Consider the following 23,730-nt stretch of genomic DNA (forward strand, 5'->3'; position numbering starts at 1 on the left):
CTGCTGCGCCTCACAGCTCTCGTCCCAGACAAAAAGCCCCGGAGCATGCTCCGGGGCTTTTGCTTTCAATGCGGCGACGCCGCCGCGATCAGTGCAGCGCCGACATTACGATCAGGCCGAGGATCAGCACGGTCGCGGAATATTTGAGCGTGTAATACACGTTCCGATTCCACTCCTTCACCTTGCGGCTGGCGAGATGGACCTCGTAGAGCTTGCCGAACACCTTGTTCAGCGCGCCGACTTGCTCGCCGTCGACGTTCTGGGTGGCCGACGCCTTGACGATGTTGTGGCTGACCCAGCGGTTCATCGCCGTCATGAAGCCGTACTTCATCGGGCGCTCGACGTCGCAGAACAGGATGATGCGGTTGACGTCGGTCTTGTTCTCGGCGCTGTGGATGAAGGTCTCGTCGAACATGAAGGCCTCGCCGTCGCGCCAGACGCATTCGACGCCGTCGACGAGGATGCGGCACTGTTTCGAGTTCGGCGTCACCAGGCCAAGGTGATAGCGCAGCGAGCCGGCGAAGGGATCGCGGTGCGCCCCGAGCTTGCCGCCCGGCGGCAGCATCGCGAACATCGCGCCATGCACGTTCGGGATCGAGTTGAGCAGCTCCACCGTCTTCGGGCACAGCGTCCGCGCCGAGGGCAGGAAATCGTTGTACCATTTCAGATAGAAGCGCTTCCAGCCGCTCTTGAAGAAGGAATAGAAACCCCAGTCGTTGTTCTTGGCCGCGGCGCGGATGAAGCCCTCGTCGAACAGGCGCGTGGCCTCGTCGCGGATCGTCTCCCAACTGTCGGAGAGCTTCTTGAGCTCGGGAAACTGCTCGACCGGAATCACCGGCGTGTTGGGCACGGCGGAGCCGGCATACATCAGCACATTGTAGGGCGCGAGGTAGGTCGAGTGATCGCCGAGCTGGCGAGCGAAGCGCAACCGCTGCTTGCCGCGGAAGTGAACGTAGAGCGTAGAGACCACCAGCACGTAAAGAATGACGAGCTGCGGCGCGAAGAGCTGTCTCAACATGATCCGTCTATGATCGCTGCCGCCGACGCCTTCGTGCCCCGCCCCGCAGGAGCCTTGCCCTTCACGGGTGGCCCAGTCCGGGCGGCGAAACGCGTCGCCGTCCGCGAAAATTCCCCTGTTTCATAGTGACTTGGCACTGCGGCGCGGTCTGTCAAATGAGCCGGAAGCCTTGCCGCGGTGCCGTCCCGGATAAGCCACGTAAGCGTTCGCTCACCAAATGTGAAGCGCAGCGCCGCGCGGGCGCCAACTTTGTGACACTATTCACACACCTAATTCACCATTGACAAACTAATTAGACAATTCCTAATCCTGAGATGACCGCGCCGAAGAGCGCGGACATCCAAAGGGAGGAATGATGAGACAGTTTCTGGCGGCAGCCATTGTCGCGGCGATGACCACGGCCGCTCACGCCCAGGTTTCCGATGACGTCGTGCGCATCGGGGTGCTGACCGACCTGTCGAGCTGGGGCCGCGACAATTCCGGCCCGGGCTCGGTCGAGGCGGCCAAGATGGCGGTGGAGGAATTCGGCCCCACCGTGCTCGGCAAGCCGATCGAGATCATCTCCGCCGACCACCAGATGAAGACCGATGTCGGCGTGCAGATCGTGCGCGGTTGGTTCGACAACGGCAAGGTCGACGCCGTCGTCGACATCCCGAATTCCGGCATCGCGATCGCCGTGCACAACATGGTGCGCGAGCGCAACAAGATCGCGCTCCTCTCCGGTCCCGGCGCGAGCTCGCTGACCGACGAATTGTGCAGCCCCAACACGGTGCATTTCGCCTACGACACCTACGCGCTGTCCAAGGTGACGGCCTCGGCCGTGATCAAGGAAGGCGGCAAGTCCTGGTTCTTCGTCACTGCGGACTACGCCTTCGGACAGCAGCTAGAGAAGGACGCGACGCGCTTCATCAACGAGATGGGCGGCAAGGTGCTCGGCAGCGTCAAGCATCCGACCAACACCGCCGACTTCTCCTCCTTTGCGCTACAGGCGCAGAGCTCGAAGGCCGACGTGGTGGCGTTCGCCAATGCCGGCCAGGACACCGACAATTCGATCAAGCAGTCCGGCGAGTTCGGCCTCGTGCAGGGCGGCCAGAAGCTGGTCGGCCTTCTGATGTTCGACACCGACGTGCATGCAATCGGACTCAACGCCGCGCAGGGCACCTACATGACGACGTCGTCGTACTGGAACATGGACGAGAAAACGCGTGCCTGGTCGAAGAAGTTCTACGCCCGCGCCAATGTGATGCCGACCATGATCCAGACCGGCGTCTACGGCTCGGTGCTGCATTATCTCAAGGCGATCCAGGCCGCCGGCACCGACGATCCCAAAGCGGTGATGGCCAAAATGCGCGAGCTGCCGATCGAGGACACCTTCGTGCACGGCGGCAAGCTGCGCGAGGACGGCCGTGTGATCCGCGACATGTATCTGGCGAAGGTGAAAAAGCCTTCGGAATCCAAGGAGCCGTGGGATTATCTCGACATCGTCAAGACGGTGAAGGGCGAGGACGCCTATCGTCCGGTCTCCGAGTCGAAGTGCCCGCTGCTCAAGAAATAGGATCGATCGCGTGGCCAACGAAGAAGCTTATGATTGCGACGCGCTGGTCGTCGGCTCCGGCTGCGCCGGGCTGTCGGCGGCCGTCACCGCCGGCCATCACGGCCTCAAGGTCCTGGTGGTCGAGAAGGAGCCGCGGTTCGGCGGTACCACCGCGCGCTCTGGCGGCTGGCTGTGGATTCCCGGCACCTCGCTGGCCAAGGCCTGGGGCATCGAGGAGAGCCCCGATCAGGCCAAAACCTATCTGCGCTACGAGGCCGGCAACAGCTTTGACGCAGCGCGCGTCGATGCGTTCCTTACCGAAGGGCCGAAGGCGGTCGACTTCTTCACCACCAGCACCGCGGTGCGCTTCGACATGCCGCTGACCTTCCCGGACTATCATGCGGAAGCGCCCGGCGGCGCGCAGGGCGGCCGCTCGATGGTGACGCGGCCGTTCGACGCCCACGAGCTCGGCGACGCCCTCAAGGATCTCGGCAGCCCCCTGCCCGAGCTTACCGTGTTCGGCATGATGCTCGGCTCCGGCAAGGAGATCGTGCATTTCATGCGCGCGACCCGGTCGCTAGCGTCGGCGGCCTATGTCGCCAAACGGCTGTCGAAACACGCCATCGACGTGATGCGCAACGGCCGCGGCATGACGCTGACCAACGGCAACGCGCTCGCCGGACGGCTGGCGAAATCCGCCTTCGACCTGAAAATCCCGCTCTGGCTCAACTCGCCGGTGCGCGAATTGATCGTCGAGAACGGCGCGGTGGGCGGCGCAATCGTCGCGCGTGAAGGGCGCACGATCCGCGTCAACGCGAAGCGCGGCGTGGTGCTCGCCTGCGGCGGTTTTCCGCACGACGTCGCGCGACGGCAGAAGATGTTTCCGCATGCGCCAACCGGAAAAGAGCATTACTCGCCGGGCCCTGTCGGCAACACCGGCGACGGCTTGCGCCTTGCGGAATCCGCCGGCGGCCGCGTCGACGACTCGCTGCCGAATGCCGCGGCCTGGGTGCCGGTCTCGGTCACGACGCGCAAGGATGGCTCGAAGGGCGTGATGCCGCATTTCATCGATCGCGCCAAGCCGGGCGTGATCGCAGTGATGGCCGACGGCAGGCGCTTTGCCAATGAAGGCAATTCCTACCACGACTTCGTGCAGGCGATGATCAAGGCGGCGATGCCCAGCGAGGAGATCGCGGCGCATCTCATCTGCGATCACGAGACGCTGCGCAAATACGGCCTCGGCTGCGTGCCGCCGCGCCCCATGCCGCTCGGCCATCATCTGAAGACCGGCTATCTCAAGCGCGGCGCGACGCTGACGGAGCTCGCCGCGCAGGCCGGCATCGACGCCAAGGCGCTCGAGGCGACCGTCGCGGAGTTCAACGCCACCGCGGCGGAGGGCCGCGATCCCGCCTTCGGCAAGGGCTCGCGCGCCTATAACCGCTACCAGGGCGATGCGCTGCACGGACCCAACCCCTGCATCGCGCCGATCCAGCACGGGCCGTTCTACGCCATCAAGATGGTGATCGGCGATCTCGGCACCTATGCCGGCATAAGGACCGATGCCAACGCCCGCGCGCTCGACGCCGATGGCCAGCCGATCGCCGGCCTCTATGCCGCCGGCAACGACATGGCAAGCATCATGGGCGGCAACTATCCCGGCGCCGGCATCACACTCGGGCCCGCGCTGACCTTCGGCTACATCGCGGGCAAGCACATTGCCGGCGTAGCGGCGGAAGGAAGCGTGGCATGAGCGCGATGGCGACCCTGCTCGCAGGCAAGCGCGCGCTGGTGACCGGCGCTGCCCACGGCAACGGACGCGCCATCGCGCTTGGCCTAGCGGCGCATGGCGCGGACGTCGTTGTGACCGACGTCGATCGCGCCGGCGCCGAGCAAACCGCGGCCGACATTCGCCGGCGCGGCCGCGCGGCATGGCCGTTCGAGCTCGATGTCACTGATACGGAGGCGTGCTCCGCGTTGGCGCAGCGTGCGGCGCGCGAAGTCGGGCCGATCGCGATCCTGGTCAACAATGCCGGCATCATCATCCGTGAGGGCATCGACTCGCCCCGTGCAGGCGAGAATTGGCGGCGGGTGCTCGACGTCAACCTGACCGGCACGTTCAACGTCACCCACGCCTTCCTGCCGGCATTGCGCGAGACGCGCGGCACGATCATCAATCTCGGCTCGATCGCGTCCTTCCTCGGCGTTGCCGATACGCTGGGCTATGCGCCGTCCAAGGGGGGCGTCAAGCTCCTCACCCAGGCGCTCGCCCGCGAGCTTGCCGCCGACGGCATTCGTGTCAATGCGATCGCGCCCGGCGTGATCGAAACGGCGATGACCGAAGCGACCCGCAACGACCCTGCCCGGGTCGCCGGATTTCTGGGCCGCACGCCGCTCGGCCGCGTCGGGCAGCCGGAGGAGCTGGTCGGCCCGGTGGTGTTCCTCGCATCCGAACTGGCATCTTATGTGAACGGCGTGACCATGCCGGTCGACGGAGGATTTCTCGCCGTATAAGCACATTGTGGGAGCTGGCAGGGCCACATGACGAGAGAGAGCCGCGGCATACAGTCGATCGAGGTCGGCGGAGAATTGCTCCGCGCGCTCGCCCGCAGCGGCGAACCGATGATGCTGCGCGATCTCGCCCGCGAAGCCGGCATGCCGCCCGCCAAGGCGCATCCCTATCTGGTCAGCTTTTCCCGCATCGGGCTGATCGAGCAGGATGAGACCACCGGCCGTTACGAGATCGGCGCGCTGGCGCTTGAGCTCGGCCTGATTAGCCTGCGCCGGCAGTCCGCAGTGCGGATCGCAACGCCGCGGATCGCAGCGCTCGCCGACAGCATCAATCACGCGGTGTCGCTGTCGGTCTGGGGCACCCACGGCGCGACCGTGGTGCGGCTCGAGGAGCCGAGCCATCCGGTACATATCGCGATGCGCGTCGGATCGGTGGTGGCGCTGCTCGAGACCGCGACCGGCCGCGCCTTCGCCGCCTTCATGCCGCCGAACGCGATCAGAACCGCGCTCGAGAGCGGCCTCGATCGCCTCGGCGTCGGCTACAATCCGAAGCGTCCGCCGGCGGACGCGAAAACGGCCGAGATCCTCGCCGAGGTCCGCAGCCGCGGGCTGGCGCGGGCCATCGGCGATCCGCTGCCCGGCGTCAACGCCTTCGCCGCGCCGGTGTTCGATCACGCCGGCCACGTCGCGCTGGTCATCACCGCGATGGGGCCGGAAGGCACCTTCGACGCCGGCTGGGACAGCGCGATCGCCGCCGCGCTGCGGGGCTGCGCCGGCGATATCTCGCGGCAGCTCGGGCACGGCACACCGCGGGCATCAGGCTGATGGAGGCTGAGCATGCCGGTCGGAGCGCGGGGTAAGCCGGCGCCGTACCGATCGATGAGCGTACCGTCTTCGCACAAATCGCTGTCTTGTCGCGGGAAAAGGCGCGGAAAGAGCCCACTGCAGTTCTTCCTCTTCTTGCAAGCGAAGGGAGCCTATATGAAACAATAGGTCAGCCTTGACTTGAGTGTCATCGCACCATATTCTGCTATTCAGCAAATTGCATTCAATCGCAGCTTGACAGCAGGCATGGTCGGTTAACAACTGAAGAATGCAATCGTGTAATCCTGAGCTCTCACGCGAAGCGAGAGGCTCAACGCTCCCTGAAGGCCTCGGATGCAATCTTGGTGAGTGGCGAGAGCAGATAACTGATGATGCGGCGGTTGTCGGTCTTAATCTCCGCGGTCAGAGTCATGCCCGGCGTGAGCGGTATGACCACGTCATCAATCTTCATCGCATTTTCCTCCAGCGCGACCGTAACAAGGAAGACAAAATTTTGCGGCTGCCCGGGAGCGCCCGCGGTATTCGCCATCGCGCTCACGGTGCTGGTCGGGTTGGCTTGCTGGCGCCGAGCGGTTTGTTCGTCTATCGCATCGTTGGCCACGTTGATGACCTTGCCATGCAGCGAGCCGAAGCGGGTGAACGGGAAGGTATCGACCTTCACAACCACATCCTGTCCGACTTTTACGAACCCGATATCCGTGTTCGATACGTAGACCTCAGCCTGCAATTGTCCCCCGTCCGGCACGATGGTCAGCAGCTGCTGGCCTGTCGTGACAACCTGACCGAGCGTCGTGACGGCAAGCGCCTGTACGGTCCCGGAGGTCGGCGCAAACAGCTTGGTACGGGTCAGCTTCGTGCTGGCCTTGGCATATTGCTGCACGGCATCGTCGAGCTTCTTTTCGGCGTCGGCAAGCTTGGTGCTATTGTCGGCAACGAAGGTCGCGAGATCCTTGTCCTTCTCGCTACGCAGTTCGGCGATTGCGGCCTCGGTCTCGAGCAGCTGGCCCTTGTCGCTGGCAAGCGACGACCGTGACTTGTCCAGCGACTCCAGCGCATCGAACAGGTTGATCTTGGTGCCGACTTCGAGCTTGAGCGATGCCTCGCGAACGGCGACGCGGTCCTGCAGCGTTTTGATCAGTTCGGTCTGATAGGCGATGCTCATGTTCAGGCGTTCGCGGGTGGCGTGCTTCTGTGCAATCTGCTTCTCAAGCGTCCCGAGCGTCTCGGCAAGCTGGGAAACGTCCGCCGCCAGTACACGATTTTCACGGCCACGGAAGGCAGGCGGTACGTCGTCCTGCCATTCGATGTCGGTTACAGGCAGCAGTGGCTTGAACGGCCAGGCCTTTGCTTGATCGATCGCGACTTTCCGGCGCGCGACCTCGGCGCGAAGCGCGCTTGCCGCTTCGCTTTGCCGCCTGGCTTCGGCCTCAGCCTCGGCGGAATCGAATGCCATCAACTCCTTTCCAGCCTCGACGTGCATTCCGTTGGTCACCGACAAGGAAACAACCGTCCCCGGGTCGAAAGGCTGAATGAACTTGGTTTGTCCGGAAGGAACAATTTTGCCGAGCGACACCGCGTGCACGTCGAGCTTGCCGAATACCGACCAGGCGAGTGCGGCCGCCACAAAGCCGCAGATCGTGAGCATGAGCGCCACTTTGACAGGCGACGCAGGGGTTTCCAGTATCTCCAGCGCGGACGGCAGGAACTCGCGGTCGGCGCCGCGAACGTCCGACTTGAACGGAAAGAGAACCTGGCGCGCCGGCGTGACTTCCTTGCCCATCACTTTGTCCAATCGTTCTGCAGCGACCACAGACGCGCATAGAGACTGCCGCTGTTTGCAATCAGCTGATCATGATTTCCCTGTTCAACTATCTTCGCGTCCGACATGCCGATGATCCGGCTGCATGGCCGTACCGCGGCGAGCCGGTGTGCGATGATGATTACCGTGCGGCCCTTGGTGATGGCGCGCATGTTGTTCTGAATGATGCGCTCGCTTTCGTAGTCGAGCGCGCTGGTCGCTTCGTCGAGGATCAGGATCCGTGGGTTGGTCGCTAGCGCCCGGGCAATCGCGATGCGTTGACGCTGTCCACCCGACAGGTTGCTGCCCCGTTCCTCGATCATCGTGTCGTAGCCCTGCGGCAACGATCCGATGAACTCGTCCGCGCCGCCCAGGCGCGCGACGTGCATGACCTGTGCACGCGTCATGGCCGGATTGGCCAGAGCGATATTTTCGTGGATCGTGCGGTTGAACAGCAGGTTCTCCTGCAGCACGACCCCGATCTGCCGACGCAGCCAGCTCGGGTCGAGTTGGGCCACGTCCACGCCGTCAAGCAGGACCTGGCCGCGCTCCGGCAGGTACAGCCGCTGGATCAGCTTGGTCAGGGTCGACTTGCCCGAGCCCGAAGGTCCGACGATTCCGATCACCTCACCGGCCTTGATCCTGAGCGAGATGTTGCGAAGCACCTCCGGACGGCCGGGCTGATAGCGGAACGACACGTCGCGCAGCTCGATATCGCCTTTCGGCGGCGGCAGGGTCGGCAGGCTCGCCGGGATCGGCTCGACCGGGGTATTGAGGATGTCGCCCAGACGCTCGACCGACACCTGAACCTGCTGCAGATCCTGCCACAGTTGCGACAGCCGCAGGATCGGCTGGAGTACCTGACTGGAGATCATGTTGAAGGCGATCAGTTCACCGACCGTCATCGCCCCCGAGATCACCGCCTGCGCTCCGAACAGCAGGATCATCGCCGTGGTTAACCTGCCGACATACTGGATCAGGTTCTGACCGACTGAGCCCAGCATTGAAGCTTCGAAGGAGGTGCGGACATAGGCGGCCAGCCGGTCCTCCCACTCCGCCTGCATGATCGGCTCGACACTGGCCGCCTTGAGCGTCAGCGCGCCGACGATCGACTCGACCAAGAATTGCTGGCTGCGCGCACCCCGATTGAACTTTTCCCTGATCTTCTCGCGCAGGAACGGACGGATAAGGCTCGCGATCAATACATAGAGCGGCAGCGTCGCCAGCACGACGAGCGTCAAGGGCACCGAATAGAGGAACAGAACGCCGACGAAGACAAAGGTGAAGAACAGGTCGAGCAAGGACGTCAGTCCCTGGCCCGTCAGGAAGTTTCTGATGGTCTCGAGCTCGCGCACACGCGCGATCGTCTGGCCGGTTGCGCGCGTCTCGAAATAGGCGATGGGAAGCCGGAACAGATGATGGAACAGCCGTCGACCGAGTTCGACGTCGATACGGTTGGTGGTGTGGCTCAACGCATAGGTCCGCAGATACTGCAGCGTCGCCTCGAACAGGCCGAGCGATACCATCCCGACGACCAGGACGATCAGCGTCGACATGGCCTTGTGAACGAGCACCTTGTCGACAACGAGCTGGAAGAACAGGGGCGTGATCAGGCCAAAGATCTGCACGAAGAACGATGCGAGCAAAACGTGCGCGAGCACGCGCCGATAGCGCCAGATCGACGGCAGGAACCAGCTGAAGCCGAATGTCTTCGGATTGACGCCGGCACCGCCGGCTCGCCGGGTGATCAGGACGATGTTGCCGTCCCATTGCGCAGACAACTGCTCGAGGTCGACTTCGGCACTGGCCCGGCGCACCGGATCGGCCAGACGGAACTGGCCGGTCTTCGCACCTGGCGCGAGCACGAGAAATCCGCCCTCCTTCAGCCCGATGATGGCCGGCAAGGGACAGCTTGTCAGACGCTTCACCTCAGCGTTCGCGATCCAGCGCGCCTTCAGCTCTAGGCGCCTTGCGGCCGCAACGAGGTCCGCGGGCTCCGTGATCCGCCCGGCCAGTCCCAGTTCGTGGCCGAGTTGCCGGGGATCGGCGGCTATGCGGAAATAGCCCGCCACCAAAGCTACGGAATACAGGCCGGTATCGACCTTCTCGACCGACGCCGGAGCGTCCTCATCGAGGATTGCTGATTGCAACGTCATGACTATCCCTTGCTACAATCGCAATACCGCTTTCAACATTATGGACGCGTTCGATGCTTGGCTTTGCCGGTTTGCCCCGTATGGCCGGATCGAACTGCCGGATAAATTCCGCCCATTCCGGCAGGCAGCGCCGCTTCAGGTCATACCGATCAACGATGGTGCGGCGCGCGGATTCCCGCAGGCCCTTGAACTGCATCGGAGCAGCGAGCGCTTCGATCGTGAGTTCGGCGAGCTTCTCGGAATCGAAGAAATTGACCAGGATACCATTATCACCGTCGATGATCACCTCCTCCACCGGTGCCGTCTTCGAAGCGATCACCAGCGCGCCGGCGCTCATCGCCTCCAGCATCGACCACGACAGCACGAACGGATAGGTCAAATAGAGGTGCGCGCTCGATATCTGCATCAGCGCAACGAACCGGTCGTAGGGGATCGATCCAACAAAGTGCACCCGATCGAGCGGCAGCGAATCCTGGACCTCTTCCAGGAAGGTGTTCTTCCAGCTGCGGCCGTCCCTCGGCTTCGGCCCATACGAGGCGCCGTCGCCTCCGACGATCACCACCTGCGCGTGCCTCCGCTCCGCGAGGATGGCCGGCAGCGATCGCATGAAAATATGATAACCTCGATAGGGCTCGAGATTGCGATTTACGAAGGTGATTACTTCATCCTTCGGGCCGAGTGACCGCCCGTTCGGCAGGACAAAGCTCGCCGCCCGGTTGGGAGTCACCACGTCGGTGTCGATGCCTTCATGCAGCACGTGGATCTTGGATTGCAGATGTGCGGGGTATCGCATCTTTTGCCACGTCGTCGGAGCGACCGCCGCGTCGGCGTCCGTCATCGCCAGCAGGATCGGCGCATTGTTCAAGCGCGCGGCAAAGCGTTCGTTGAATGACAACGTCGAATGGAACTCGGGATCGAAACCGATATTGGCCCCATCGGCCGAATAGTAGAACTCGGCATGGACCGCGAGCTTTGCGGACGGCCATACGTCGCGCACCGCAAGCGTTTCGCCCCACCCGACATGGCCGAACACGAGATCGGGAACGTACCCTTGGTCCCTCAACTTCAGCATCTCGTCGGCGGCATGCCGCCCTCGCACCACGTGCTGCGAAAAGGAAGCTGCCAGCGGAGAGGGTTTGCCAACATTTGCGTCGTTGAAACGATAACGGCGAACCGGCACAATCTCCGGCCTGGTGTTGCGGCTATCGCAAAGGGCCAGAACCTCATCACCGGACCGCTTCAAGAGCTGCGCAATGTGCCGGAATTGCGCCGGGAAATTTTGATGAATGAAAAGAATGCGCATGGCAATTAATGTTCGAGTTTAGGCGCTTTCCTAGCGCTGTTTTTCAACGAGTAATGTCTTCGGCCGCCGGGATTTGGCGGTCTCGAACAGTGAATAGGTCCGGCTGACATAGTTGGTCACGGACGACACACCCTGCATGTACTCGCGCAGTTGCGGGGTCATGTCAGCCTCGACCAATCGGACTGGCCGGGTTGGATCCTGGAATTCGAAGCGGACGTAGAACCAAGGTTCGCCGCGCTTCAGCACCAGTTCCTTGCTGATATCGTGCCATTCGAAGGCCCACATCATCGGGCGCGGCCAGATATGGATCGGCAGCCTGCCGCCGATCATCACGCCGGGCAATGCCGTCGTGTGGTAGTGATTAAAAGCCGGCAACTGCATCATGTAAACGAGTTCATCCGCCAAAAAGACGTACGGGCTCGCAATTTGCAGAATCGGCCGCTTCGGATGCCGCCATTCCTTGGGAGAATTGAGCCTAACCAGCTCCGCGAGCGCCTTCGGGCGGATTGAGGCCATGTCGCCCGCCGTGCTGCGGAGTTTTGGTTCATTGGTCTTCGGATCGATCTCTATGCGGATCTGAATGTCAACGGGGCAATTGACTTGGAAGATGCGCGCTTCGTGATCGATTACGGCGGGGCAGTATGAAACGCCCTTGGCGTGCGGGATACGTTTCTCTTCGCGCGCAAGCCGGCTCGGGGCCTCCCAGATGAAGGCAGCCTTGTTGGTGTCGAGCGTCCAACCGACCTCGACGGCGCGGCTGAGAGATACTTTTCGCTTCAAAAAATCAAACATGCCCCTAAACCTCTGCTGACCATCATCAATTGCTCGGCCAGCTCTTGCAATTGGTACCTACGTCGAATTCCCGTAAAACCACGGTCTAACGGCTAGGAAACGCTCCGCGCCCGACCGCATCAAGAGCGGACGGGCGCTTTCTAGCTGAGAACTGGGGTTGTTGGACCATCCAGCCCAGATATGCAGCCTGCGGAAAGGGGCCCGGGAGAACCCCGGTCCCTTCGCGCTAACTGACAATCGAGAAGTTGGCCGCCGTGACTGTGCCTGCGGTAGCGCCGTTCAGCCAGACCGCGGTGTCGCTGTCGACCTGGACGACGAAGTAGGCGCCGTTCTGGTAGGAGTGCGAAAGTACGTCAGAGAACGAACCGAAGCCAGTGCCATTCAGCTGCACGGTATCGGTGGCTGCGTTGAAATCCTGAACCACCTCGACGCCCGGCACGTCGTTGGAGACGAATGTGTTGCTGCCGCCGCCGCCGAAGTAATAGTTCACACCGGTGCCGCCGTCGAAGTAATCATTGCCCGCACCGCCGAGCAGGACGTCGACGCCGTCACCACCATACATGGTGTCGTCGCCATTACCGCCGTAGAAATAGTCGTTGCTCTTGGAGCCGTACATGACGTCGTTGCCGTCGTCGCCGTTCTCGACCACCGAGCCCTGGGTAGCAATCAAGACGTCGTTGCCCGTTCCGCCGTAGGCGTTGCTGAGGTCGCCGGCGCTCATGTAGATCCAGTCGTCGCCGGCATCGCCTTCGAGCAGATCGGTGCCGTCATTTCCGACCAGGGTATCACTGCCGTTGCCGCCATAAGACGTGTCATTGCCCGTGCCGCCATACATCAAATCGTTGCCGTCGCCGCCGAACAGGAGGTCATCGCCGCCGCCGCCTGCCAGGACGTCGTTGCCGAGACCGCCGTACAGGCCCGGCGCAATGGTGAATCCGGCGGCCGTGATGTTGGCCCCGCTGTCATTACCGTCGCCGCCGTAGATCGTATCGCCGCCGTTTGAGCCGTACAGGGCGTCGCGGCCGGCACCGCCGTCGATCACATGCTTCTGCGTGGTCAGACCGCCCGAATCCTCGAGAACGTAGTCGTCGCCGCTGCCGCCATACTCGAACTGCGTAGAAGCGGTATTGCCACCTTCGATGAGGTCGTTGCCATCGCCGCCGTAAAAATTACCGTAGGCCGTGCTAGACCAATCCGCCCACAAAAAATCGTTGCCCTGGCCGCCCTCCCAATAGTCAAAACCGACGATGCTGCTTCCCAGCGTGTCGTTGCCCTGGCCGCCGTAGAGTGAATCGAAACCAGCTCCAGTGGAAACGCTATTGTCGGTGCTATCGCCGTAAAACACGGGCATAGAATATCTCCATTAATATTGGCTCTTCGTCGAGCCGGCCAAAAAATTGCAGGCGGCCGCCGAACAAATTGGGAACCGCCGTGGACGCGCCGGCCTCGAAAGGCCGGGACTTCAATCAAGTCGTTAACCTAGCATCCAACAGTTTTGGTATCGGCGATGGTTGCAAGGTTCAATCGGATCGAAAAACACCTGTCTTAACTCCCGAACCCGGCCGTAGAGATGGGTAGCCGGCATTTGGCATCACGAGCCGGAGTTGAGAGGACGTCTGCTCCGGCTGGAACATTGAAGGGCTCGGGAGAAAGGTTCCCGACCCGCCTCGCTCGTTAACAATAGTGGAAGTCGCCGCCGGTTAGTCTGGTCACGCTCACACTTGAGCTGATCGACCAGACTGCCATGTCACTGCGGTCCATGGAGACATCTCCGTCAATATGTGGGCTCTTCGTCGAGCTAGCTCAAAAAGTCGAAGGGGGCCGCAAATCGGCACGAACCTCAATAAAACCGGCCGCACCGGCCGCACTTGAAATAGAGCATTACGCTAACACAGCCTTCGCCCAGGAAGCTATCGCCCTCAGGTTGCAGGTTCAAGGCGGTTTGCAAAAGAAATCAAGCTCCACTGCAACAGTCTCACCTGCTATCAATCTCAGGTATTGTTGATTTTGGATATCCAAATGACGTTTCCCACGGCCGCGATTCACTATCTTCCCGAAGCATACTCGCTAGGCGACAAGCGCATCATGGGGCGTCAGGCTGCAGGGGCCGGATTTCTCAAGGCGCTGGCGCGCGAGAAGCCGGAACGGCTGTTCTGCTATACGCCGAAGCGGGAATTCGTCGATCAGTTCGCGACCGACATAAGGCGTTCCGGATCGGATGCCACCGCCATAGAATGGCTGCCACCGCCGGCGCATCGACGCCTCGGCGAACCAGGGTTGCTGTATCTACCCGACCCCGGCCTCAGCCCGTATGCTTGGCGCCGGGCGCGGCATTCACCTCGCGCCTACAGCCTCTGCGGCATCACGCACACCACGATGACGCATGTTGCGATGGGAATGCTGTCGTCGATGCCGCTCAGTCCGCTCGAGCATTGGGATGCAGTCATCTGCACCTCGCTCGCGGTGCACAAGAGCGTCGACGAATTGCTTTCGGCCCAGGCCGCATTCCTGAAGGCGAGGCTCGGTGCGCGGCGCATGCCGATCCCGCAGCTTCCGGTCATCCCGCTCGGGGTGAATTGCGGCGACTTCGCGTTTCGCGAAGGCGAAAGGCAGCGCGCCAGACAGATGCTGGGCATCGACGAAGATGAGATCGTCCTGCTCTACGTCGGACGCCTGTCCTTCCACGCCAAGGCCCACCACATTCCAATGCTGCTGGCAGCAGAAAAGGCCAGCAAGGGACACAAGGTCGTGCTGGTGCTGGCCGGCTGGTTCGGCCGGGACCTCACCGAAGAGCTCTATGTTCGCGAGTGCGCTCAATTCGGCCCATCGCTGCGGCGCATCTTCGTCGACGGACGCAAGCCCAAGGATCTGAAGGCCGCTTGGGCGTCGGCCGATATTTTCACGTCCCTCGCCGACAATTTTCAGGAAACGTTCGGCCTTACGCCGGTGGAGGCCATGGCCGCGGGCCTGCCTGTCGTGGTGTCGGACTGGAACGGCTACAAGGAAACCGTTCGCCACGGCACCGATGGCTTCCGGGTGCCAACCTTCACCCTGCCGCCCGGTTCGGCCGAATTCCTCGTTGACAGGGCAGATTTCGGCCACGACAATTACGATACCTACACCGCCCTCACGAGCGCGATGATCGCGGTTGATATCCCCGCCACCGCAACCGCCTATTCGTCGTTGTTTGCCAATCCCGATCTGCGGCGGCAGATGGGGGCAGCTGGGCAGAAGCGCGCGCGGGATCACTATGACTGGTCGCAGATCATGAAGCTGTATGCACAGCTTTGGACCGAACTCGCAGCGCGCAGGCGCAGCAAGGCCGAAGGCACGGTTCCGTCAGGAACGATCCGGCCGGATCGGCTCAACCCGTACACGATGTTCAAGTCCTATCCCACGCGCACGCTCGATGGCGCATGTGTGTTCGCGTTCGGCGAAGGCGTAGACCGCAAGGAAGTACAACGCCGGCTTTCCACCGAAAGCATTGCTCGGGCCGCACAGATACTTATCAGGTCGCAGGTCGTGGATGAGATCGTCGGCGTCTTTGAAAAGCATCGTCCGTCGCTGTCGATGTCGGAACTGATCAAGCACGTGCCTAACATCCCCGGCGAAGTTGTGGAACGAGCAGTCATGATTCTAACCAAATGCGGCGTACTTACACTCGCGCCCAAAGCGAAAGCGACGCATTCCGCGGGCCAGCCTTAATCCAGCACGCTAAACAACAGACAGGAAGCGGGTTATCTCGCGCTGCCAGCGGTTCACCCTTTGCGACCGAGCGCCACCTCTATCGTGCTGTCTGTAAGATGCTGCCCAACAAGGACGATCACACCTGCTGCCCGGCGTGGGCGGGCGCGCCGAGCTGGACGAATGCATCCAGTTCGCGCGCCAGCGCTTCCTGCCAGGTCGGCATCGCCACGCCGAACTGCGCCTGCAGCCGCGACAAGTCCAGCCGCGAATTGCCCGGACGCACCGCCTTGGTCGGAAAATCGGCCGCTGCGATCGGAACGATATTCTCGACCGCCAGCGTGACGCCGCGCGACCTCAGCCCGCCGACAATGGCGGTTGCGAAGCCGTGCCAGCTGGTTTCGCCGGCGCAAACGAGATTGACGACACCACCCCTGCGCACGAGCTGATCGTGCAACGTGGTGAGGTTCGGCAGGACGATGCCGGCGACCGCACTGGCGATCGCTGATGCCGTGGTCGGCGCACCGATCTGATCGGCCACGATCCGCAGTTCCTTACGCTCGCCGGCGAGCCGCGCGATGGTGCGCAGGAAGTTCGTGCCCTTTGCGGCGTAAACCCATGAGGTGCGCGCGATCAGGTGCGCCCCGCCCGCCGCCTGGATCGCGACATCGCCGGCAAGCTTGCTGGCGCCGTAGACCGACAGCGGTTCGGTCGGGCTGTCCTCGCGCCACGGCCTGTCGCCCGAACCATTGAAGACGTAGTCCGTGGAGAAATGCACCAGGGGCACGCGGTTCGCCGCAGCCCATTTGGCGATCGCTTCAGGTCCCTTGGCGTTGACGAGGAACGCCAGCTCACGCTCGTCTTCGGCGCGATCGACGGCGGTATAGGCCGCCGGATTGATGATGAGATCGGGCTTCAGACTCTCAAGCTGGCTCGTCAACATCTCCGGCTTCGACAGATCGAACTCAGCCGTCGCCGGCGCGATGATCGTGCCGTGGCTTTCCAGCAGAGGCTTGAGCGCACTGCCAACCTGGCCGCGTGTTCCCGTCAACAAGATCCGCATCAGATTTGTCCATAGGTCGGAAGATTGCTGGCGTCGGCCAGGAGCGGCGCGTCCGCATCCTTGGCCGACAGCTGTGGCTTGTCGACGCCCCATTTGATCCCGATCGCGGGATCATTCCACCGGATCGAGAGCTCGTCCTTGGGGCTGTAGAAATCATCGCATTTGTAGAAGAAGTCGGCGGTCTCCGAGAGCACCACGAAGCCGTGGGCGAAGCCGCGCGGCACCCATAATTGCCGGCGGTTGTCCTCGCTCAATTCGACCGCGACATGCTTGCCGAAATTCGGACTGCCGACGCGCACGTCGACGGCAACGTCCAGCACCTTGCCGCGCAGCACGGTCACGAGCTTGCCCTGGGTGAGCGGGTTTTGCAGATGCAGCCCGCGCAGCACGCCATAGGCCGAACGGGACATGTTGTCCTGCACGAAGGGACGCGTGATGCCGTGCTCGACATAACGCGGAGACTGGTAGGTCTCGAGGAAGAAGCCGCGCTGGTCGCCGAACAGCTTCGGCTCGACGATCAGGACTTCAGGAAGCTCGGTCTTGATGACGTTCATCTAACAAGGGTTCCAGTTTTCGTAATCGCGTCGCGTCACCGTTTAGGCCTTCGGCGGCACGCCGCCGCCTCCTACACCCTAGGCTGACTTCTGCCGCGCGCGCCGCCGCTGCGGTCCGCTCGCCTGGACGACGTCAGTCTCGTTGCCGAGACACCGCGCAGACCTCCTGAGGTAAGACCGTACCGAGGAGCCGTTGAAGGAGATCTTGCGGATGTCGGGATGCTTGGTCATGTGGTCGCAGAGATCGTTGGCATCGGCGATGAAGTTGAGCACGCCTTCGGCATGATGTCCTTGACGAGTTTGGCAAAGCGTAGCGAGGCCAGCGGCGTGGTGGGCGCAGGCTTCACCACCGGTGTGTTGCCGACGAGCAGTGCGCGCCTCCACCGCACGCCCGCCGAATCTACCACCAACTCCTCTGATGACGAGGGACTTCGCGAACATTTGTTTGCTCGTCCGGCCCGGTAGGCCTCGTTGTCCGGTGCTTGTCCATGGCCTGTGGCTTTGCTCCGCGCTGTCTTTCGAATCCCACCTCGCGATGACGCCTTGCGCTTTCCTAATTCTTCGCCACGGTCAAGCGGATTAGAGGACTTTCACCTCCAGGTGGTCGTTCATACTCGCCACACAAATAAGAAAGCCGCCTCAACTGGCGGCCTTCTTTCGTTTGTATGACGATCAACCCCGACAGATCAGGGCATTGGCCCTCAGCTAAACTTGAACATGCTGGCGTCCAGCTGTCCCGGCGCCACCCCGATCAGCCAGACCGCGCTGCCCGCGGCGTCGGTGATGATCGTGGTGTTAATGCCGGCGCTATAGAACGAAGCTGCCTGAACGTCGGCGAACGAATGCAGTGATGTCCCCGCAAAGTTCACGAAATCATTCGCCCCGCCGGTGTTGAAGTCCTGGACGACCATGATCTCTTGGCTGGTGTCGTTGATGTTGAATGTATCGGTGCCACCGCCACCCCAGGCATAGTCCACCCCGCCACCGCCGGTGATCTGGTCGGCCCCGGTGCCCATCAGGAACACGTCGACGCCGCTGCCGCCGGTCACCGTATCGCCGCCGTTCGAGCCATAGACGTAGTTCTGGCCCGAACCGCCGTAGATGACGTTGCCATCGGTCTCGCCGGAGGAGATGAAGATGTTCAGGCCCGAGCCGCCGTGCATGGTGTCAACGCCTGCGCCGCCGTAGAAGTAGTTGGTGCTGTTGCCGCCATAGAGATAGTCGGTGCCATCACCGCCAAACATCACGTTGACATCGCTTCCGCCGGTTCCGCCCGAGCCGATCAAGGTATCGGTGCCGGCCCCGCCAAATAGATAGTTGAAGCCGGCGCCGCCATAGAGCGCGTCATTGCCGTCCTCTCCCAGCAGGACGTCAAGACCGGTACCGCCGATCAGAACGTCATTCCCGGCGCCGGCATAGATATAGTCGTTGCCGTCGCCGGCATCGCCATAGTCGTCGCCGTTGCCGAGAACGAGGACGTCAGCCCCGGCGCCTCCGGTGGCGGTATCGTTGCCGTCACCGCCGTAAAGGGAGTTATTGCCGGCATTGCCCGTCAGGACGTTGTTCAGGGCGTTGCCGGTGCCAAAGAGATTGCCCGAACCGTCCAGGATCAGATTCTCGACGTTGGCGGTCAGGCTGTAGTTGATCGTGGTGTGGACGGTGTCGGTGCCTTCACCGGTGTTTTCGACCACGATGTCGCCGAGATCGTCGACATAGAAGGTGTCGTTGCCGAGCCCGCCGACCATTGTGTCGGCGCCAGCCCCGCCGTCCAGCGTGTTGTTGCCCAAGCCGCCATACAGGGCATTTGCCAACGCATTGCCGGTACCGGAAACATTGGCAGTCGTTGCAATCGCGAGGTTCTCAACGTTGGCAGCGAGCGTGTAGTTGAAGTTACCGACAATCACTGCCGTGTCGGTGCCCTCGCCCACGTTCTCGGTGATGGTGTCGGCGGCATTGTCGAGAATGTAGGTATCGTTCCCGGCACCGCCGACGAGCGAATCTGCGCCGCCGATACCGTCGAGCAGATTGTTGCCGCTGTCACCGATCAAGGTATCGTTGAAATTCGACCCTCTTAGTCCTTCGATCGAGGTGTAGGTATCGCCGGCGGCCTCTCCCGTGTTTGAGCCTGGATTAGCCAGGCTGACAAGCAAGCCAGCCGTCGCGTTGACGTATTCCGCAACGTCGTTGCCGGCACCGCCGTCGAGCGCGTCGGCACCGAGACCGCCGCGCAGGTTGTTATCGCCGCCATCGCCTGTCAGAGTGTCGTTGAAGGCCGAGCCGATGATGCCTTCAATCGAGGTATAGGTGTCGCCCGCGGCGTCGCCGGTGTTGACGCCCGGAGTTGCGAGATTTGCGACCACTGCCGTCGCAGCATTGCCGTAGTCTGCGTAGTCAATGCCCGCGCCGCCGTCGAGCGAATCGGCGCCGGCCTGGCCGCGCAGGTTATTGTTGCCTCCATCGCCGATCAGGGTATCGTTGAAGGCGCCTCCCTGGATACCTTCAATCGAGGTGAGCGTGTCGCCGAGGGCTTCGCCGGTGTTCAGCGCGTTGTTTGCGAGATCGACGAGCACGCCGGTGGTCGCGTTGCCGTAGTCGGCGTAGTCGTAGCCTGCTCCGCCGTCGAGGGAGTCCGCGCCAAGGCCGCCGCGCAGGAAATTGGTGTTGGCATCGCCGATCAGCGTATCGTTGAATGCGCTGCCTCGGATTGCTTCGATCGAGATGTAGACGTCCCCGGCGGCTTCTCCGGTATTTTGCGAGGAGTCTGTCAGATCGGCTTTCACACCAGTCGCGGCGTTGATGTAATCGGCGTAGTCAAAGCCGGCACCGCCGTCCAACGTATCGGCACCAGGGCCACCTTGCAGGAGGTTGATGCCGCTGTCACCGATCAGATGATCGTTGAAGTCGCTGCCGCGCAATCCTTCGATGGAGATATAGGTGTCGCCGGCAGCTTCGCCCGTGTTCTGGGTCGGATCCGCCAGGTCGGCTGTGATGCCGAATGTCGCATCGGAATAGGACGCAAAGTCGAAACCGCCGCCGCCGTTGAGTACGTCAGCGCCGAGGCCACCACGCAACGTATTGCTGTTGGCGTCGCCGATCAGGGTATCGTTAAATGCCGAGCCTCTGATCTTGGAGATATTGGAGTAGGTATCGCCGGCTGCTTCTCCCGTGTTCTGGTTGGGATCGGCGAGATCGACGACAATTCCGGTGCTACCGCCCGTACTTGATGCGTTTGCGTAGTCGGCGTAGTCGTTGGCGGAGCCGCCGACAATCGAGTCGGCTCCCAGACCGCCCTGCAGGAAAACACCGCTGCCATTACCGATAAGAGTGTCGTTGAAGTTGCTGCCGATCAGGCCTTCGATCGAGGTGTAAGTGTCGCCGGCCGCAAAACCCGTATTGACGCTTGGGTCTGCCAGGCTCGCTTTAATGCCCACACCGGAGTCGATGTAGGATGCAAAGTCCTGTCCGGGGCCGCCGTCCAGGGAGTCGGCGCCATCGCCACCGATCAGCGTATCATTGCCGGCAAGTCCCTGCAGCGTGTCATTCGTGTTCGAGCCGTCGGGTGTTCCGGTTACGGTGTCGTTGCCTGACGTGCCTGTAAATGTCGCCATTATAATCCCCTCGCGTGGTCAAAAAGTTGTTGTGCAATGCGAATAGTCCGCGGAATCCGGATGTCGGCAGGAGAAACGAAGCGGGAAACGCCGATCGGCTAAACAGAGCGTGAGAGCAAAAAACGACAGTAGCGTAGCAGCGAAAGAGCTGATGGCTCAGTTAGTGCGTTGAGTTGATGAGGTGACGAAAATCCAATCGGGGCGCGTTCATCCGGCTTGGACCGGCAACGAGTTCCCCCTCCCTTTTTCCAATATTAAATAATAAATATTGAACAATCTAAGCGAGAGGATTTACGCGAGTCAACGGTCGTCTGCACGACAATTGTTGCGGAATTCGCCTCGTCGGTCTGCGGACCAGCTCACGACAACGCCATCACCTCGGGTGGGTAGTCTCGTCGGCCGCAAGCTTGCGACTACGCGCTGCGGCGCACTCGCAACCGCAACATGATTCCAGAGCCTGGCGCGAAGACAACATTGCGTTCAGCTTGACGACGATAGGTCGCAGACGCCTTGACCGGGATCTCAGGGATCGGCACTTGCCGGAACCGAAAATCACTGGAAACTGCGCGTTCGATTGCAGACGTCATGGAAGGTGGAGGATCAAGCGATGGGAAGCGTATGGCGAAACCCCGTACTGATCGCGAGCGTGCAGCCCAACGCTCCCGTCAATGGCACCGATAACGGGTCCAATAACCTCGATGCACCCGTGCTGGCCGCCATCGGCAACGACCAGATGGCGATGGTCTACATGCAAGGTGGCTATGCCAACTTCCCTGACCTCAGCTACCGATCCATCGTTCTGCAACGGGTCGATCCGCTCGGCAATACGTTTGGGACCCCGATCACGATCACCAGCAGTTCTTACAGTCCGACCTTGATCGGCTCGGTCGTTTCGTCGCCCGGTGTGACGGCGCTCTCCAATGGATCGGTCGCCGTTTCCTACACTTACGGATCCTACAACACGGGCACACTGCGTACCGACGTGTTCGCGAAGATTGTCGCGCCAGACGGAACCGTCGGGGCGGAAATCAAGCTCAATACCACCGCGGGCAACGAAACCAACGCAACGATTACGGCCGTGGCAGGCGGCGGATTCCTTGCGGTCTGGCAAGATACCATCTCCCCTCTGCCGGGCGGCGTCGGCGGCGACGGCTCCGGCTCGGGCATCAACGCCCAGCTGTTCGATGCCGCCGGTAACAAGATCGGTCCCCAGCTTGCCGTCAACACGGCGACCGCCGGGAGCCAGACCAACCCCTCGGCGACGACGCTCAGCAATGGCAATATCCTGGTCAGCTGGATCAGCGGCGCCAATGTCGAAGCGCAGATCTACACCTCGGCCGGCGTCGCGGTCGGATCGGAGATGACCTTGTCGACCGCGCCCGGGCCCAGCGCCTCGGTCGGCTATGACAAGGTCGTCGCGCTCTCCGGCGGCGGCTTCGCGCTGGTGCGGGACTACACGAACACGATCATCGCCGCCCTCAACCCCGTGATCGATGTGCAGGTGTTTGACGCCGCGGGAACGGCGGTCGCGCCTGCCCTGCAGATCGACGGTGTCGGCACCGGCTATTTCATCAATTCAATCGACGCGGCCGCGGCGAGCGATGGCGGCGTGACGGTGACCTACAGCGCCAACGATGCGATCGTCGGCGTGACGTCGGTCAGCCGCTACCACATCGCAAGCAGCGGATCGCTTGGCGACGCCAGCACGGTGACGACCGCTTCGAGCAGCACGTCCGCGATCGGCGCGGCCGCGATCGCCATGTATGGCGACGGGCGCGAGCAGATCGTCTGGGAGCAGCACCAACCCGGCTTTGCCGACACCTTGCAGGAATCGATCTACGACGACCGCAACACCACGACGTTCTACGCGACCGCTGCGCAGCCGACCGCGGTCGGCAGCATCTCGAACGACCTGATCTACGGTCACGCCGGCGCGGACACGTTGTATGGCTTCACCGGCAACGATATTCTTGTTGGCCAGGGCGGCGACGACATCGGCTATGGCGGCGACGGCAATGATTATTTCTATGCCGGCGCTGGAAACGATACACTGTTCGGCGACGCCGGGCTCGACGTGCTGCTTGGCGAAGACGGCAACGACGTGCTCTACGGCGGCACCGGCTTCAACTATCTCTATGGCGGTAACGGCAACGACATTCTGAACGGCTCGGGCGGCGCTGCTCCCAGCGGCGTCAACGTGATGTACGGCGGCGATGGTGCCGATCTGCTCTCAGGAGGCGTCGGCACCAACTATTTCTACGGCGGCGCCGGCGTCGACACGATGGTTGGCGGCTCCGGTCTCAACATCTTCATCTCGTCGGGCGAGAGCGACGGCAATCTCATCTACGGCGGCTCCGGCCAGAACTATGTCTATGGCTCCAACGGCGGCGATACCGTCACCGGCGGCACGGGTGTCGACGTCTTCCTGATGGGATCCGGCAACGACACCATCACCGGCGGCGGTAGTGTTGATTACGCCTGGGGCGGCGGCGGCAGCGACACCTTCACCCTCGACGACTCGACGTCCGAAGTGATGGTGATCCAGGACTTCAATGCCGGCGGTGTCAATGACCTGATCAATTTCGCCGGGACGTCGCTGCACTCCTTCGCCGATGTCCAGGCGGCGTCGTTCTACGTGGCCGGCACCAACGCGACCATCATCACCGATGCCGCGGGCAATGCGGTCTGGCTCACCGGTGTCGCACCAGAACAATTGGACGCGAGCATGTTCCACTTCAGCTGAATGCTTCGGGCCCAGACCGTGCATCTGCAATAGCCCGGCTTGGTCTGCGGCGGGCTACCAGCAAATGTTGCTGCTCGCTGTTGAGCCTTGCGAATGTCCTCGCATTACGTCTCGAACAATGGCACCGTCACGGCCTCGAACCTC

General features: G+C 62.2%; 16 protein-coding genes. 7 read left to right on the forward strand and 9 right to left on the reverse strand.

Annotation, left to right across the window (positions count from 1 at the left end):
* Window positions 1–88: 88 nt before the first annotated feature.
* Window positions 89–1,018 (reverse strand): aspartyl/asparaginyl beta-hydroxylase domain-containing protein, encoded by a 930-nt coding sequence (locus ACE10X_RS29000; protein WP_375763218.1) that lies wholly within the window; start codon window positions 1,016–1,018, stop codon window positions 89–91.
* Between the two features lie 352 nt (window positions 1,019–1,370).
* On the opposite strand from ACE10X_RS29000, the gene ACE10X_RS29005 reads away from it, so the two are divergent.
* From ACE10X_RS29005 to ACE10X_RS29020, 4 genes are read left to right on the forward strand one after another with little or no spacing between them, the layout of a single operon-like run.
* Window positions 1,371–2,573: an ABC transporter substrate-binding protein gene (locus tag ACE10X_RS29005; RefSeq protein ID WP_375763219.1), complete on the forward strand. Its 1,203-nt coding sequence runs from the start codon at window positions 1,371–1,373 to the stop codon at window positions 2,571–2,573.
* A gap of 10 nt (window positions 2,574–2,583) precedes the next feature.
* Window positions 2,584–4,302 (forward strand): FAD-dependent oxidoreductase, encoded by a 1,719-nt coding sequence (locus ACE10X_RS29010; protein WP_375763220.1) that lies wholly within the window; start codon window positions 2,584–2,586, stop codon window positions 4,300–4,302.
* The gene (locus ACE10X_RS29015; protein ID WP_080583393.1) at window positions 4,299–5,063 is read left to right on the forward strand and encodes an SDR family NAD(P)-dependent oxidoreductase; all 765 of its coding nucleotides are present in this window, start codon (window positions 4,299–4,301) and stop codon (window positions 5,061–5,063) included. Before ACE10X_RS29010 ends, ACE10X_RS29015 begins: the two co-directional genes overlap by 4 nt.
* A 27-nt stretch (window positions 5,064–5,090) precedes the next feature.
* Complete coding sequence (locus ACE10X_RS29020; protein ID WP_375763221.1) at window positions 5,091–5,885, forward strand: IclR family transcriptional regulator; 795 nt, start codon at window positions 5,091–5,093, stop codon at window positions 5,883–5,885.
* A gap of 310 nt (window positions 5,886–6,195) precedes the next feature.
* Here the strand turns inward: ACE10X_RS29020 and ACE10X_RS29025 are convergent, their stop codons facing one another.
* The 5 genes from ACE10X_RS29025 to ACE10X_RS29045 all read right to left on the reverse strand — a co-directional run bounded on the left by ACE10X_RS29025 (window position 6,196) and on the right by ACE10X_RS29045 (window position 13,285).
* Entirely contained in the window at window positions 6,196–7,665 is a 1,470-nt protein-coding gene (locus ACE10X_RS29025; protein WP_375763222.1) for an HlyD family type I secretion periplasmic adaptor subunit, read from the reverse strand.
* Window positions 7,665–9,839 carry a type I secretion system permease/ATPase gene (locus ACE10X_RS29030; RefSeq protein WP_051003050.1) on the reverse strand — a complete coding sequence of 725 codons (2,175 nt, stop codon included), beginning with the start codon at window positions 9,837–9,839 and terminating at the stop codon, window positions 7,665–7,667. Before ACE10X_RS29030 ends, ACE10X_RS29025 begins: the two co-directional genes overlap by 1 nt.
* Window positions 9,811–11,142 (reverse strand): glycosyltransferase, encoded by a 1,332-nt coding sequence (locus tag ACE10X_RS29035; protein ID WP_063709686.1) that lies wholly within the window; start codon window positions 11,140–11,142, stop codon window positions 9,811–9,813. Before ACE10X_RS29035 ends, ACE10X_RS29030 begins: the two co-directional genes overlap by 29 nt.
* A 30-nt stretch (window positions 11,143–11,172) precedes the next feature.
* Window positions 11,173–11,934 carry a hypothetical protein gene (locus ACE10X_RS29040; protein ID WP_038385574.1) on the reverse strand — a complete coding sequence of 254 codons (762 nt, stop codon included), beginning with the start codon at window positions 11,932–11,934 and terminating at the stop codon, window positions 11,173–11,175.
* A gap of 226 nt (window positions 11,935–12,160) precedes the next feature.
* Window positions 12,161–13,285, reverse strand: a complete 1,125-nt coding sequence (locus ACE10X_RS29045) for a calcium-binding protein (protein WP_051003051.1) — start codon at window positions 13,283–13,285, stop codon at window positions 12,161–12,163.
* Window positions 13,286–13,953: 668 nt separating this feature from the next.
* Between ACE10X_RS29045 and ACE10X_RS29050 the strand changes: the two genes are divergently transcribed.
* On the forward strand, window positions 13,954–15,639 hold the full coding sequence (locus tag ACE10X_RS29050; protein WP_051003052.1) for a glycosyltransferase family 4 protein: 1,686 nt from the start codon (window positions 13,954–13,956) through the stop codon (window positions 15,637–15,639).
* Window positions 15,640–15,757: 118 nt separating this feature from the next.
* Here ACE10X_RS29050 and rfbD read toward each other — a convergent pair whose 3' ends face one another.
* Both rfbD and rfbC read right to left on the reverse strand, forming a co-directional pair.
* Window positions 15,758–16,681 (reverse strand): dTDP-4-dehydrorhamnose reductase, encoded by a 924-nt coding sequence (gene rfbD, locus ACE10X_RS29055; protein WP_375763223.1) that lies wholly within the window; start codon window positions 16,679–16,681, stop codon window positions 15,758–15,760.
* Window positions 16,681–17,235 (reverse strand): dTDP-4-dehydrorhamnose 3,5-epimerase, encoded by a 555-nt coding sequence (gene rfbC, locus ACE10X_RS29060; RefSeq protein ID WP_016841672.1) that lies wholly within the window; start codon window positions 17,233–17,235, stop codon window positions 16,681–16,683. The genes rfbD and rfbC overlap by 1 nt, the downstream gene beginning before the upstream one ends.
* A 219-nt stretch (window positions 17,236–17,454) precedes the next feature.
* On the opposite strand from rfbC, the gene ACE10X_RS29065 reads away from it, so the two are divergent.
* Complete coding sequence (locus ACE10X_RS29065; RefSeq protein ID WP_375763224.1) at window positions 17,455–17,700, forward strand: hypothetical protein; 246 nt, start codon at window positions 17,455–17,457, stop codon at window positions 17,698–17,700.
* Window positions 17,701–17,936: 236 nt separating this feature from the next.
* On the opposite strand, the gene ACE10X_RS29070 is transcribed toward ACE10X_RS29065, so the two are convergent.
* Window positions 17,937–20,843 (reverse strand): calcium-binding protein, encoded by a 2,907-nt coding sequence (locus ACE10X_RS29070; protein WP_038388909.1) that lies wholly within the window; start codon window positions 20,841–20,843, stop codon window positions 17,937–17,939.
* Window positions 20,844–21,450: 607 nt separating this feature from the next.
* On the opposite strand from ACE10X_RS29070, the gene ACE10X_RS29075 reads away from it, so the two are divergent.
* The gene (locus ACE10X_RS29075; protein ID WP_051003360.1) at window positions 21,451–23,586 is read left to right on the forward strand and encodes a calcium-binding protein; all 2,136 of its coding nucleotides are present in this window, start codon (window positions 21,451–21,453) and stop codon (window positions 23,584–23,586) included.
* Window positions 23,587–23,730: the final 144 nt, after the last annotated feature.

The organism is Bradyrhizobium sp. Pha-3, from assembly GCF_042258325.1.
Lineage (GTDB): Bacteria > Pseudomonadota > Alphaproteobacteria > Rhizobiales > Xanthobacteraceae > Bradyrhizobium > Bradyrhizobium elkanii.

Bases quoted from the DNA above. Each gene is read 5' to 3' on its own strand.
- ACE10X_RS29000 (WP_375763218.1), bottom strand. From the start codon at position 1,018: ATGTTGAGACAGCTCTTCGCGCCGCAGCTCGTCATTCTTTACGTGCTG.
- ACE10X_RS29005 (WP_375763219.1), top strand. From the start codon at position 1,371: ATGATGAGACAGTTTCTGGCGGCAGCCATTGTCGCGGCGATGACCACG.
- ACE10X_RS29015 (WP_080583393.1), top strand. From the start codon at position 4,299: ATGAGCGCGATGGCGACCCTGCTCGCAGGCAAGCGCGCGCTGGTGACC.
- ACE10X_RS29020 (WP_375763221.1), top strand. From the start codon at position 5,091: ATGACGAGAGAGAGCCGCGGCATACAGTCGATCGAGGTCGGCGGAGAA.
- ACE10X_RS29025 (WP_375763222.1), bottom strand. From the start codon at position 7,665: ATGGGCAAGGAAGTCACGCCGGCGCGCCAGGTTCTCTTTCCGTTCAAG.
- ACE10X_RS29030 (WP_051003050.1), bottom strand. From the start codon at position 9,839: ATGACGTTGCAATCAGCAATCCTCGATGAGGACGCTCCGGCGTCGGTC.
- ACE10X_RS29035 (WP_063709686.1), bottom strand. From the start codon at position 11,142: ATGCGCATTCTTTTCATTCATCAAAATTTCCCGGCGCAATTCCGGCAC.
- ACE10X_RS29040 (WP_038385574.1), bottom strand. From the start codon at position 11,934: ATGTTTGATTTTTTGAAGCGAAAAGTATCTCTCAGCCGCGCCGTCGAG.
- ACE10X_RS29045 (WP_051003051.1), bottom strand. From the start codon at position 13,285: ATGCCCGTGTTTTACGGCGATAGCACCGACAATAGCGTTTCCACTGGA.
- ACE10X_RS29050 (WP_051003052.1), top strand. From the start codon at position 13,954: ATGACGTTTCCCACGGCCGCGATTCACTATCTTCCCGAAGCATACTCG.
- rfbD (WP_375763223.1), bottom strand. From the start codon at position 16,681: ATGCGGATCTTGTTGACGGGAACACGCGGCCAGGTTGGCAGTGCGCTC.
- rfbC (WP_016841672.1), bottom strand. From the start codon at position 17,235: ATGAACGTCATCAAGACCGAGCTTCCTGAAGTCCTGATCGTCGAGCCG.
- ACE10X_RS29065 (WP_375763224.1), top strand. From the start codon at position 17,455: ATGCTTGGTCATGTGGTCGCAGAGATCGTTGGCATCGGCGATGAAGTT.
- ACE10X_RS29070 (WP_038388909.1), bottom strand. From the start codon at position 20,843: ATGGCGACATTTACAGGCACGTCAGGCAACGACACCGTAACCGGAACA.
- ACE10X_RS29075 (WP_051003360.1), top strand. From the start codon at position 21,451: ATGGGAAGCGTATGGCGAAACCCCGTACTGATCGCGAGCGTGCAGCCC.